The organism is Bacillus sp. FSL R12-0074, from assembly GCF_038005725.1.
GTDB classification, from domain to species: Bacteria; Bacillota; Bacilli; order Bacillales; family Bacillaceae_G; genus Bacillus_A; species Bacillus_A mycoides.
In genome coordinates this window covers 3,607,055-3,619,373 of the sequence record NZ_JBBOTR010000001.1, presented here as the reverse complement: position 1 = coordinate 3,619,373, position 12,319 = coordinate 3,607,055, and the positions used below count along the sequence as shown (strand labels likewise).

Below are 12,319 nucleotides of genomic sequence, written 5' to 3'. Positions count from 1 at the left end.
AGCAAATTTGTTTGTGAAATTAAAAAAGTGTGGTATACAAAAGTATAGTTGCTTTTCATATGGAAGGGATGGTAAAGGTATATGCAAAATTTTGTATTTCGTAATCCAACAAAACTTATTTTTGGTAAAGGACAATTAGAGCAGTTAAAAACTGAAATTCCACAGTTCGGTAAAAAGGTCCTTCTCGTATATGGAGGGGGCAGTATTAAAAGAAACGGTATTTATGATAATGTAATTTCTATTTTAAAGGATATAAATGCGGAAGTGTTTGAGTTGACAGGTGTTGAACCGAATCCTCGTTTATCAACAGTAAAGAAAGGGATTCAAATTTGTAAAGACAATGGAGTCGAATTTATTTTAGCGGTTGGCGGAGGAAGTGTAATCGACTGTACGAAGGCGATTGCTGCTGGTAGTAAATATGATGGAGATGTATGGGATATTGTAACGAAAAAATCATTTGCTAGCGAGGCGTTACCGTTCGGTACTGTACTCACTCTTGCGGCAACAGGTTCTGAAATGAATGCAGGATCTGTAATTACAAACTGGGAAACGAATGAAAAGTACGGCTGGGGCAGTCCAGTTACATTCCCTCAGTTTTCAATTTTAGATCCACTACATACTTCGTCTGTGCCGAGAGATCAAACGATTTATGGTATGGTCGATATTATGTCGCACGTATTAGAACAATATTTCCATCACGGTATGAATACAGAATTACAAGATCGTTATTGTGAATCTGTTTTAAGAACAGTAATTGAAACAGCTCCTAAGCTTTTAAGTGATCTAGAAAATTATGAGCATAGGGAAACAATTTTATATTGCGGTACTATGGCGTTAAACGGCATTTTAGCGATGGGAGTAAAAGGAGACTGGGCAACTCATAATATTGAGCATGCAGTTTCTGCTGTTCATGACATACCGCATGGGGGCGGACTCGCGATTCTATTCCCAAATTGGATGAAGCATGTTATAGATGAAAATGTGAGTCGCTTTAAACAGTTCGCTATTCGTGTATTCGATGTAGAAACAGATGGGAAGACAGATAAAGAGGTTGCATTAGAGGGAATTGAGGCGTTACGTCAATTTTGGACTTCAATTGAAGCTCCAGTAACATTAGCTGATTACGCTATTAGAGAAAGTGAAATTGACTTAATGGCGGATAAAGCGATGGCTTATGGTGAATTCGGTAACTTTAAAAAATTAAATAAAGATGATGTTCTTGCAATTTATAAAGCTTCTTTATAAGTGAAGCGAGAGAAGAAACCTATTTGATTGTTGTATCAAATAGGTTTCTTTTTTGTTGTTTATAACTGGTTTTGATTGCTATTGATTATTTTTGACTGTTTGTGGTTGATTTTTGTGATCGTTTTCATTATACTGTAATCAAAGAAGAGGTGAAGAAAATGTTAACTCCTGAACGTCATCAAATGATATTGCAACTTGTAAAAGAACAAAAAGTTGTTAAATTGCAGCAATTAGTTGAAAGAACAGAAAGCTCTGAATCGACAATTCGTCGTGATTTAGCACAATTAGAAAAACAAAGGTTATTAAAAAGAGTTCATGGTGGTGCCTCTGTTTTAACAGGAAAAGGACAGGAGCCAACGATGATTGAAAAATCATCTAAAAACATTCAAATAAAACAACAAATTGCCAAGTATGCGGCTAGTATTGTTGAACAAGGGGATTGCGTTTATTTAGATGCAGGAAGTACAACATTTGAAATGATTCCATTTTTAATAAACAAAGATGTTACTGTCGTAACGAATGGACTTATGCATATTGAAGCTTTAGTTGAAAATAATATTCGTGCGTATTTACTAGGCGGGATGATGAAGAGTAGGACGAAAGCTTTAATTGGTGCTATGGCACAGGAAAGTATGCAGAAGTATCGCTTCGATAAATGTTTTTTAGGAGCGAATGGTGTACACGAACAGCTTGGTTTTACAACACCAGATCCAGAAGAAGCGCTCTTGAAGCAACTGGCATTAACATTAGCAAATGAAGGATATTTCTTAATTGATGAAAGTAAGTTTTCAGAAGTTGCATTTGCAAAAATTGCAAATGTTGAAGATGCAAGTATTATTACAAACCATTTAGAAATTGATTTAGAAAAATATAGAAGACAAACAAATGTGATTGAGGCTGATAAACAATGATCTATACAGTTACTTTAAACCCATCTATTGATTATGTAGTACAAGTTAATTCTTTCGATTTAGGAACAGTAAATCGAGCAGAGAAAGATATGAAGTTTCCTGGAGGGAAAGGGATTAATGTTTCTCGCGTTCTTCATCGTTTAGGTTTCGAAAATGTAGCGCTTGGATTTACGGGTGGATTTACCGGTCAATTTATTAAAGGTGTATTACATGATGAAGGTGTAACAACAAACTTCGTCCAAGTAGGTGGAGATTCTCGAATTAATGTGAAAATAAAAGGGCAAGAAGAAACGGAGTTAAATGGACAGGGTCCTATTGTGACAAATGAGCAATTTGAACAATTGATGAAAAAAATCGAAAGTATGCAATCTGGAGATTGTGTTGTACTAGCTGGAAGTGTACCAGCTTCTATTCCAAATACCTTTTATGAATCAATCGCAGCGTTTGGAGCCGAAAAAGGTATTCGTGTAGTAGTAGATGCAAGTGGAAGTGCACTGCAGCATGTAACTAAAAATAAGCCATTTTTAATAAAGCCAAATCATCATGAACTTGGTGAGTTATTCGGAGTGGAGCTTTCAACAGTAGAAGACATTTTACCGTATGGAAGAAAATTAATCGAACAAGGTGTAGAGCACGTCATCGTATCAATGGCAGGAGATGGAGCTTTATTATTTACGGCAGAAGGTATATATGAAGCAACTGTTCCAAAAGGTGTTGTTATTAATTCGGTTGGGGCAGGAGATTCTCTCGTTGCTGGATTTGTAGGTAAATATGAACAGACAAAAGATATTGAAAAAGCATTTCAATATGGTGTTGCAACAGGAAGTGCAACAGCATTTTCGGCGGATTTATGTACAAAGGAAAAAGTAGAAGAATTATTGTCGCAAGTAATTGTAGCTAAGCGATAGGGGGAAGCAACATATGAAAATTACAGAACTATTAAAAAGGGATACAGTCATTATGAATTTGACAGCTTCAAATAAAGAAGCTGTCATAGATGAATTAGTTGAGAAATTAAATGGTGCTAATCGTTTAAATAGTAAAGCTGAATTTAAAGAAGCTATTCTAAAGCGAGAGTCACAAAGTACAACTGGAATTGGTGAAGGTATTGCTATACCTCATGCGAAGACGAATGCCGTTAAACAACCATCGATTTGTTTTGGTAGAAGTGTAAGCGGTATCAACTATGAGTCGCTTGATGGACAGCCTGCACATCTGTTTTTTATGATTGCTGCAAGTGAAGGGGCGAATAATACTCATTTAGAAACGTTGTCTCGTCTATCTACATTATTAATGGATGAAGGTTTTCGTAAACAATTATTAGAAGCAAAGGATGAAGAGGAGCTTCTTCGTTTATTTGATGAAAAAGAGAGTGAAAAAGAAGAAGAAGTTGAAGTAGTAAAGCCAGAAGGGAATGAACCATACGTATTAGCTGTTACAGCTTGTCCAACTGGTATCGCTCACACATATATGGCTGCGGATAGTTTAAAAGCAAAAGCGGCAGAGTTAGGGATTGCGATTAAAGTTGAAACGAATGGATCAACAGGTGTAAAGAACGGTTTAACGAAAGAGGATATTGAACGCGCAACAGCGATTATCGTTGCGGCAGATAAACAAGTAGAAATGAATCGTTTTGCTGGGAAGTATGTCATTCAAGTGCCAGTAGCTGATGGTATTAGAAAAACTGAAGTCCTTCTTAATAGAGCTGTAAAACAAGATGCGCCAATCTTTAAAGGTGTCAAAGAGAATGGGAAGGCAGAAAATATAGAGAAAGAAAAAGGGCTAGGAATTTATAAGCATTTAATGAGCGGTGTAAGTAATATGCTTCCGTTCGTTGTTGGTGGCGGAATTTTAATTGCATTAGCATTTATGTTCGGTGGAATTAAGGCGGAAGGTCCTATTGCTGAAATATTAATGAATATTGGCGGTGGAGAAAAAGGAGCCTTTTTATTCCTTGTACCTATTTTAGCTGGATTTATTGCAAGTTCTATTGCTGATCGTCCTGGTTTTATGCCTGGTGTTGTAGGTGGGTTTTTAGCAGCACAAGCGAATGCGGGATTTTTAGGTGGATTAATTGCTGGTTTCTTAGCTGGATATGTTGTTTTAGGATTGAAAAGATTATTTTCAGGATTACCAGTACAGTTAGAAGGAATTAAACCTGTTTTGTTATATCCAGTCTTTGGATTGTTGATTACAGGAGTTGTTATGCAAAAAGTAGTAAATCCGCCTGTAGTAGCATTAAATGAAATGTTAACAGGATGGTTAAATGGTTTGAGTGGCACGAATGCTATATTATTAGGACTTATTTTAGGCGGTATGATGGCAATTGATATGGGCGGTCCAATTAATAAAGCTGCATTTACATTTGGTATTGCTGCAATAGAAGCACAGAATTTTGGAGTGCACTCAGCAGTTATGGCTGGTGGTATGGTACCGCCACTTGCGATTGCATTCGCAACCACATTTTTTAAAACAAAATTTACAGAAGCAGAACGTAAATCTGGTTTAACAAATTATATTATGGGAGCATCGTTTATTACAGAAGGTGCGATTCCATTTGCAGCTGCCGATCCGGTTCGAGTAATAGTAAGTTGTGTTGTTGGTTCAAGTATCGCGGGTGCCTTATCTATGTTATTCCAAATTACATTGCCGGCACCGCATGGTGGATTGTTTGTTATCGCATTAGTGAATAAACCGTTGCTATACATTTTCTCTATATTAATTGGGACGATTGTTTCAGCTATTATGATAGGTGTTTGGAAGAAGAAAGTTAAATAAAAGATAAAAAGGGACAGCTAATAGGAGTTGTTCCTTTTTCGTTACAAAAAGTGATTTAATAATTGGATTATGATGGATTTTGGTAAAAGATGTAATAAAAAGTGATTTTTTTGTAACAAAAAAGTAATACTGTAATTTTTTCTGGAAAAAAATTCTTATACTATTTTGTGAGAAATATATGAAAACTATTGCTAATTTTGGTAGAAATACAATTCTTTAATATGGAAATTTATGTTACAAATCATTAATCGTTTATTACGAATGCTTTGTAATTGTGTGATTTTCGAAATTCTACAAAAAACTGTTGCTATAATGAGAACACGAAAACAAAGCAAATGGAGGCTATTCATGAAAAAATTATTAGGTATAGCAACAGCAGCAGTTTTTGGTCTTGGGATTTTTGCAGGTTCTGCTAAAGCGGAAACGATTGTAACAACAGATGTATTAAACGTTAGAGAAAACCCAACTGTAGAATCAAAACTTGTAGGTAAAATGTTAAGTGGAAATAAATTAGATGTTATAAATACAGAAAACGGATGGTCCAAAATTAAATTAGATGGTAAAGAAGCTTTTGTAAGTGCTGAGTTTACGAAAAGTTCTTATTATGTAACAGCAAACGTATTAAACATTCGTGCTGGAGCGAATACTGATTCAGAAATTCTTGGCACGCTTAAAAAAGATGACTTGATTGAAACGACAAATCAAGTACAAAACGAATGGTTACAATTCGAATATCGCGGGAAAGCGGCGTATGTTCACATACCATTTTTAACAGGTACAGCACCTGTTATTGAAAGAAAAGAAGTTCCAGCTCAAGATGAAGCGCCAACTAAGGTGAAAACGGCGGTTAAAAATGATACATCAGTTAAGGAGAAAGCGCCGGCTAAAAATGATACGGCAGTTAATGGAAAAGAATCAGTTAAAAGTGGAGCATCAAGTAAACCAGTAGCGCAAGCGAAGCCGGCAACTAAGCCAGTGGCAAAATCTACTGAAACAAGTGAACCTGCTGGTCGTGAAATAACGGTAGAAGCGACAGCTTACACAGCTCACCCGAGTGAAAATGGCACATATGGTGGTCGTGTGTTAACTGCGATGGGGCATGATTTAACAGCGAATCCAAATATGAAAGTCATTGCTGTTGATCCGAAAGTAATTCCTCTCGGATCAAAAGTGTGGGTGGAAGGATATGGAGAAGCAATTGCTGGAGATACTGGTGGCGCGATTAAAGGAAACCGTATTGATGTTTTAGTTGGTTCAGATAGTACTGCTGATAGTTGGGGTCGTAAATCCGTTAAAGTGAAAGTTATAAAATAATTTATTAAAATAAAAAACGGCTGCTTGAAAATGTCTAAGCGGCCGCTTTTTTTATATAAGAATTATTGAAAAGGGTAAATTGTTTTACCTGTAATAATTTTATACGCGGTGCAAAATTGAGTTTGCATATACTCTGTATTTTTATTTTCTGGATGTAACGTTGTTTCTTGAAGAGTAGAATGAAAGGAACGTAGTAAACAATTTAGTGCGAAGTATAATTCTTCTTGTGAACAATTTTGTTCTTTTGTAGCAGTAGCTAAAATAAGGTCTTTTATTAATAATGGAAAATCGATAGTCGCTTGTTTCATAGTCATTGCACCCTCTCCGAGCTATTTTTTATCATGTATATGCAGAATTGGACAAGCTATGCTCTTTTTTTTGTGTAATTTCATGTACTGGATTCAAAGAACTTGCAATCATGCCGTTAAAATTGGTAAGATTGGGTATAATCAATAGATGGAGTATATTACATAAAGAGAGTTGAATGATATGGGAGAAGTGCAACGTGAAAAAGTTGCTGTCATCATTGGGCCAACTGCTGTCGGAAAGACGAAATTAAGTATCGATCTTGCAAAAGCGTTGAATGGTGAGATTATTAGTGGTGATTCCATGCAAATTTATCGTACGATGGATATCGGGACTGCAAAGGTGACGATAGATGAGATGGACGGAATTCCGCATTATATGATTGATATAAAAGATCCGGAAGATTCATTTTCTGTGGCGGAATTTCAAGAACGTGTCCGTAAGTGCATTCGAGAAATTACAGAGCGCGGGAAATTACCAATTATTGTTGGTGGAACCGGTCTCTATATACAATCTGTTCTATTCGATTACCAGTTTGCAGATGAGGCTGGGGATGCTACATACCGAGAACAGATGGAAAAGTTAGCATTAGAACACGGTGTGGAATATGTACATAAAAAGTTACAAGAAGTAGATCCAGAAAGTGCGGAGCGTATTCATGCCAATAATGTAAGGCGTGTTATTCGGGCGTTAGAAATTTTTCACACGACGGGTGAAAAAATGAGTAACCAGCTCGAAAAACAAGAAAATGAGTTACTCTACGATGTTTCATTAATTGGCTTGACAATGGATCGAGAAATGCTATACGATCGCATTAACTTACGTGTTAACCTAATGATTGAACAAGGTTTATTAGAAGAAGTAAAAGGTTTACATGAAAGAGGAGTGCGAGATTGTCAATCTATTCAAGCGATTGGTTATAAAGAGATATATGATTATTTTGAGAATCGTGTATCTTTAGAAGAAGCGGTATCACAATTAAAGACGAATTCACGCCGTTATGCAAAACGTCAATTAACGTGGTTCCGTAATAAGATGGATGTCGCGTGGTTCGATGTTACTGATGGTGAAAAAACGTCAGAAATTTTACGATACATAGAAGGAAAGCTACAACTAAAGTCGAATAATAGTAAGTAGAGAAAAAGAGGAGGATTCGACATGAAGCAATCAATCAATATTCAAGATCAGTTTTTAAATCAACTCCGTAAAGAGAATACGTTCGTTACGCTGTACTTATTAAATGGTTTCCAGCTTCGTGGATTAATTAAAGGATTTGATAACTTTACAGTCCTGCTGGAAACAGAAGGTAAGCAACAGCTTATTTATAAACATGCAATTTCTACATTTGTACCACAAAAAAATGTTTCAATTGAATTAGAGTAGTAATGAATTATTGTACATAATAAAAAAAGAGCGAGTTTCTCGCTCTTTTTTTATTTGCCATAAACAATAAATAGTGAAATTTAAGCGATTCTAAATACAGTAAGACGAATGTTAGTGTTTCCTGTTGCAGGGATCGTAATCTCGTTAAGAGTAGATTGGACAGAAATGTTTGCTCCAGCAGCTAATGTTTCGATTGTAGTAAATGAAAGTGAGTCGCCTATTAGATTTGAAGAGAAGTTGTCAGTAGCAACTGCTCCATTAATTGAAATTCCTACTCCAAGTGGAGCGCATCCTGGCGCAGTTGTAGAAATAGATATGCTAATTACATAAATACCAGCGTTAATAACAGTAACTGTATTTGTGCCGTTAAAGATAATATTGTTTACGTTAATTGCAGTACTAAAAATAAAGTTGTTAAATTGGAGTACTGTTTGTTGGATGTTGTTTGTTACAACGATTGTTGCTACTGGGAAGCTAGGCCCAGTAGGTCCGGTAACTCCTATACCAGTAGCACCCGTTGGTCCTTGAACACCTTGAGGTCCGGTAGCACCCGTGTTACCTTGAGCACCTTGAGGTCCGGTAGCACCCGTGTTACCTTGAGCACCTTGAGGTCCGGTAGCGCCCGTGTTACCTTGAGCGCCTTGAGGTCCGGTAGCACCCGTGTTACCTTGAGCACCTTGAGGTCCGGTAACGCCCGTGTTACCTTGAGCGCCTTGAGGTCCAGTAGCACCTGTGTTACCTTGAGCACCTTGAGGTCCGGTAGCACCCGTGTTACCTTGAACACCTTGAGGTCCAGTAGCACCCGTGTTACCTTGAGCACCTTGAGGTCCGGTAGCACCTGTGTTACCTTGAAGACCTTGAGGTCCGGTAGCACCCGTGTTACCTTGCGTACCTTGAGGTCCAGTGGAACCAGTAGCACCCGTGTTACCTTGAATACCTTGAGGTCCAGTGGCACCTGTATTACCTTGGATACCTTGAGGTCCAGTGGCACCCGTGTTACCTTGAACGCCTTGAGGTCCAGTAGCACCTGTGTTACCTTGCGCACCTTGAGGTCCAGTGGAACCAGTAGCGCCCGTGTTACCTTGAAGACCTTGAGGTCCAGTAGCACCCGTGTTACCTTGAAGACCTTGAGGTCCAGTAGCACCTGTGTTACCTTGCGCACCTTGAGGTCCAGTGGAACCAGTAGCACCTGTGTTACCTTGAACGCCTTGAGGTCCAGTGGAACCAGTAGCACCTGTGTTACCTTGAACGCCTTGAGGTCCAGTGGAACCAGTAGCACCCGTGTTACCTTGAGCACCTTGAGGTCCGGTGGCACCGGTAGCACCTGTGTTACCTTGCGCACCTTGAGGTCCAGTGGAACCGGTAGCACCTGTGTTACCTTGAGGTCCAGTAGCACCCGTGTTACCTTGAACGCCTTGAGGTCCAGTAGCACCCGTGTTACCTTGAAGACCTTGAGGTCCAGTGGAACCAGTAGCACCGGTAGCACCGGTAGCACCCGTGTTACCTTGAAGACCTTGAGGTCCAGTAGCACCTGTGTTACCTTGCGTACCTTGAGGTCCAGTGGAACCAGTAGCACCCGTGTTACCTTGAAGACCTTGAGGTCCAGTAGCACCTGTGTTACCTTGCGTACCTTGAGGTCCAGTGGAACCAGTAGCGCCCGTGTTACCTTGAACGCCTTGAGGTCCAGTAGCACCGGTAGCACCCGTGTTACCTTGAGGTCCAGTGGAACCAGTAGCGCCCGTGTTACCTCTAGGTCCAGTAGCACCGGTAGCACCTGTGTTACCTCTAGGTCCGGTCGCACCAGTAGCGCCCGTGTTACCTCTAGGTCCGGTCGCACCAGTAGCGCCCGTGTTACCTCTAGGTCCGGTCGCACCAGTAGCGCCCGTGTTACCTCTAGGTCCGGTCGCACCGGTCGCACCTGTGTTACCTCTAGGTCCGGTCGCACCGGTAGCACCTGTGTTACCTCTAGGTCCGGTCAAACCGGTCGCACCTGTGTTACCTCTAGGTCCGGTCAAACCGGTCGCACCTGTGTTACCTCTAGGTCCGGTCGCACCAGTAGCGCCCGTGTTACCTCTAGGTCCAGTAGCACCAGTAGCGCCCGTGTTACCTCTAGGTCCGGTAGCACCTGTGTTACCTCTAGGTCCGGTAGCACCTGTGTTACCTCTAGGTCCGGTAGCACCAGTAGCGCCCGTGTTACCTCTAGGTCCAGTCGCACCGGTAGCACCTGTGTTACCTCTAGGTCCGGTAGCACCGGTAGCACCTGTGTTACCTCTAGGTCCGGTCGCACCGGTAGCACCAGTAGCGCCCGTGTTACCTCTAGGTCCAGTCGCACCGGTAGCACCTGTGTTACCTCTAGGTCCGGTCGCACCAGTAGCGCCCGTGTTACCTCTAGGTCCGGTAGCACCGGTAGCACCTGTGTTACCTCTAGGTCCAGTAGCACCGGTAGCACCTGTGTTACCTCTAGGTCCAGTCGCACCGGTAGCACCTGTGTTACCTCTAGGTCCGGTAGCACCAGTAGCGCCCGTGTTACCTCTAGGTCCGGTAGCACCGGTAGCACCTGTGTTACCTCTAGATCCGGTAGCACCAGTAGCGCCCGTGTTACCTCTAGGTCCGGTAGCACCGGTAGCACCTGTGTTACCTCTAGGTCCGGTAGCACCAGTAGCGCCCGTGTTACCTCTAGGTCCGGTCGCACCAGTAGCGCCCGTGTTACCTCTAGGTCCGGTAGCACCAGTAGCGCCCGTGTTACCTCTAGGTCCAGTAGGTCCAGTAGGTCCTCTGCCGAACGAAGCTGAATTAACTAGAGTAGTTTGTAACTCTGCAATTAATTTAAGGAGTTCTTGGAGTGTACAAGGATCAATTCGGAATAACTTTGTAATGTAAAGTAAAAAATTAATTAAAATTTGAAGTTCAACAAATACAGCACTTGCTACGAAGGTTGGATTTTTTAATATAGTTATTAAGTTTTTAATGATGGCTAATCCTTGTGCTTTCAGAGCGGAAGTAGTGTCTAGTGAACAGATGAATTTGCTTAGTAGGTGCAATGTATCTATTAGATTCTCAATGTTTTTGGGAGATGGATTGGCGAAAAGTTTAGGGATTATTTTTATTAAATCGTTAATGATTGCACGGAATGTTCTAATTTGCGCTTTAGTAATTGGAATCGTTGGGGTAGTTGGAATTCGTCCAGCGCTAGTTGGAAAGCAGGGATTGGAGTATTTATTTTGATTGTCGTTAAAGCGAGACATTAAATCTCTCCTTTCTAATAAGAATGTGAACGAAACTCATCATAGTAGATGCAGGGAATAGCTAAATGGTCATAGTGAAATTGAGTGTTTCGAGAAAAAAATAAAAAAACGCCTTATTATAGGGCGTTTTTTTTATTTTCAGCATATTGATAATATCGCTTTAGTGAAATTTTTGATTTGAAGCCAACTAATTTTATGATTTCTGGCTCTGGGGTTTGTTTTTTTATTAGGCGTAAAATAAACGTGTTCCGGAAATGTTGTCCAGAAATGCCTTTACGTAAATTCGCTCTTGCTACTTCAAGTCGAATCATTTTTTGGATAGCGATTTCTGTTAGTGCTTTTGGTGCATCGTTTTCGTATACCCATCTGTATGTTCCGCGGTTAAAATCGAATGCAACAAACAACGGGTCATTACTATGGTATTTAGGACGAACTGGTTCTGGAATACTTTTATAATATGTGTACAGTTGTTTTTTGTCTTCGATTGTTAATGTGATTGTTCTTTCTACTCCTGCGGTTGCTGGAATAGAAAGTGTATTAGTTTCAAAATGAACGTGATGCATAGTTAATGCTGTAAGCTCTTGTAAGGATAGTCCGTAGTCGATTAATATACTTAAAATGGCGATATTACGATCCATTAATAACGGACGAACGGGACGTTGTTTTTCTGAAAGTCCTTCTAATGAAGTGACTATATGCTTTAATCTTTTTTCTTCATCGGATGAAATGAAATCTTCATTACGCAATGCACGGTTTGGTTGAATAGTAATTTCCATATCATTCAATGGATTTGGAATGTTAAGAAAATGATGCATTCTATTTAATACAATAAATACACGATGCATTGTTTTCTCAGAGTAGTGTCGATTCTTTTTTAAGTCTGAAAAGTAATCTTCATAGTCTTTTGTACAAAGTGTTGCCCATATATTACTGGAAGGGAGCTTTTTGTTTTTTTCTAACCAATGTCCAAAATCTTCAATGTCATAAACATAACGTTTAATGGTTGAAGACTTTCGGCCTTTATTCAATAAAAAAATAGAAAAGGCTTGTATTGTATCATGGAATTCCGTTGTTTCCATAGTCCCACCACCTTGATTATTTCTTATATTATAGCAAACTTTTCTGAAAATAGGCATT

At 39.7% G+C, this 12,319-nt stretch carries 10 protein-coding genes; 7 read left to right on the top strand and 3 right to left on the bottom strand.

All coding sequences use genetic code 11. The features are described from left to right. Positions 1–81: 81 nt before the first annotated feature. From NSS97_RS18720 to NSS97_RS18700, 5 genes are all read left to right on the top strand, one after another. Positions 82–1,245, top strand: coding sequence for an iron-containing alcohol dehydrogenase (locus NSS97_RS18720; RefSeq protein ID WP_002128630.1), 1,164 nt, complete (start codon positions 82–84; stop codon positions 1,243–1,245). A 158-nt stretch (positions 1,246–1,403) separates the two neighbouring features. Beyond that, complete coding sequence (locus NSS97_RS18715) at positions 1,404–2,156, top strand: DeoR/GlpR family DNA-binding transcription regulator (protein WP_044439820.1); 753 nt, start codon at positions 1,404–1,406, stop codon at positions 2,154–2,156. Continuing rightward, complete coding sequence (gene pfkB / locus NSS97_RS18710; RefSeq protein ID WP_107886474.1) at positions 2,153–3,064, top strand: 1-phosphofructokinase; 912 nt, start codon at positions 2,153–2,155, stop codon at positions 3,062–3,064. The genes NSS97_RS18715 and pfkB overlap by 4 nt, the downstream gene beginning before the upstream one ends. 13 nt (positions 3,065–3,077) lie before the next feature. Beyond that, a complete protein-coding gene (locus NSS97_RS18705; protein WP_107886475.1) occupies positions 3,078–4,934 on the top strand; it encodes a fructose-specific PTS transporter subunit EIIC in 1,857 nt (618 codons plus the stop codon). Positions 4,935–5,282: 348 nt separating this feature from the next. After that, a complete protein-coding gene (locus NSS97_RS18700) occupies positions 5,283–6,248 on the top strand; it encodes an SH3 domain-containing protein (protein WP_341113763.1) in 966 nt (321 codons plus the stop codon). Positions 6,249–6,310: 62 nt separating this feature from the next. Here the strand turns inward: NSS97_RS18700 and NSS97_RS18695 are convergent, their stop codons facing one another. Next, positions 6,311–6,556, bottom strand: a complete 246-nt coding sequence (locus tag NSS97_RS18695; RefSeq protein ID WP_002014695.1) for a hypothetical protein — start codon at positions 6,554–6,556, stop codon at positions 6,311–6,313. 181 nt (positions 6,557–6,737) lie between these two features. Between NSS97_RS18695 and miaA the strand changes: the two genes are divergently transcribed. Both miaA and hfq read left to right on the top strand, forming a co-directional pair. After that, entirely contained in the window at positions 6,738–7,691 is a 954-nt protein-coding gene (gene miaA / locus NSS97_RS18690; RefSeq protein ID WP_044439810.1) for a tRNA (adenosine(37)-N6)-dimethylallyltransferase MiaA, read from the top strand. 21 nt (positions 7,692–7,712) lie between these two features. Next, positions 7,713–7,937, top strand: a complete 225-nt coding sequence (gene hfq / locus NSS97_RS18685; protein ID WP_000813896.1) for an RNA chaperone Hfq — start codon at positions 7,713–7,715, stop codon at positions 7,935–7,937. 80 nt (positions 7,938–8,017) lie between these two features. Here hfq and NSS97_RS18680 read toward each other — a convergent pair whose 3' ends face one another. Together NSS97_RS18680 and NSS97_RS18675 are read right to left on the bottom strand one after the other, a co-directional pair. Beyond that, the gene (locus NSS97_RS18680; RefSeq protein ID WP_341113757.1) at positions 8,018–11,182 is read right to left on the bottom strand and encodes a Gly-Xaa-Xaa repeat protein; all 3,165 of its coding nucleotides are present in this window, start codon (positions 11,180–11,182) and stop codon (positions 8,018–8,020) included. 116 nt (positions 11,183–11,298) lie between these two features. Beyond that, positions 11,299–12,261 carry a tyrosine-type recombinase/integrase gene (locus tag NSS97_RS18675; protein WP_107886477.1) on the bottom strand — a complete coding sequence of 321 codons (963 nt, stop codon included), beginning with the start codon at positions 12,259–12,261 and terminating at the stop codon, positions 11,299–11,301. Between the last annotated feature and the right edge of the window lie 58 nt (positions 12,262–12,319).

What these genes read in the sequence shown, in the direction of transcription:
- NSS97_RS18720 (WP_002128630.1), top strand. Translation starts at nt 82, where the DNA reads ATGCAAAATTTTGTATTTCGTAATCCAACAAAACTTATTTTTGGTAAA.
- miaA (WP_044439810.1), top strand. Translation starts at nt 6,738, where the DNA reads ATGGGAGAAGTGCAACGTGAAAAAGTTGCTGTCATCATTGGGCCAACT.
- NSS97_RS18700 (WP_341113763.1), top strand. Translation starts at nt 5,283, where the DNA reads ATGAAAAAATTATTAGGTATAGCAACAGCAGCAGTTTTTGGTCTTGGG.
- NSS97_RS18675 (WP_107886477.1), bottom strand. Translation starts at nt 12,261, where the DNA reads ATGGAAACAACGGAATTCCATGATACAATACAAGCCTTTTCTATTTTT.
- NSS97_RS18680 (WP_341113757.1), bottom strand. Translation starts at nt 11,182, where the DNA reads ATGTCTCGCTTTAACGACAATCAAAATAAATACTCCAATCCCTGCTTT.
- NSS97_RS18715 (WP_044439820.1), top strand. Translation starts at nt 1,404, where the DNA reads ATGTTAACTCCTGAACGTCATCAAATGATATTGCAACTTGTAAAAGAA.
- NSS97_RS18705 (WP_107886475.1), top strand. Translation starts at nt 3,078, where the DNA reads ATGAAAATTACAGAACTATTAAAAAGGGATACAGTCATTATGAATTTG.
- hfq (WP_000813896.1), top strand. Translation starts at nt 7,713, where the DNA reads ATGAAGCAATCAATCAATATTCAAGATCAGTTTTTAAATCAACTCCGT.
- pfkB (WP_107886474.1), top strand. Translation starts at nt 2,153, where the DNA reads ATGATCTATACAGTTACTTTAAACCCATCTATTGATTATGTAGTACAA.
- NSS97_RS18695 (WP_002014695.1), bottom strand. Translation starts at nt 6,556, where the DNA reads ATGAAACAAGCGACTATCGATTTTCCATTATTAATAAAAGACCTTATT.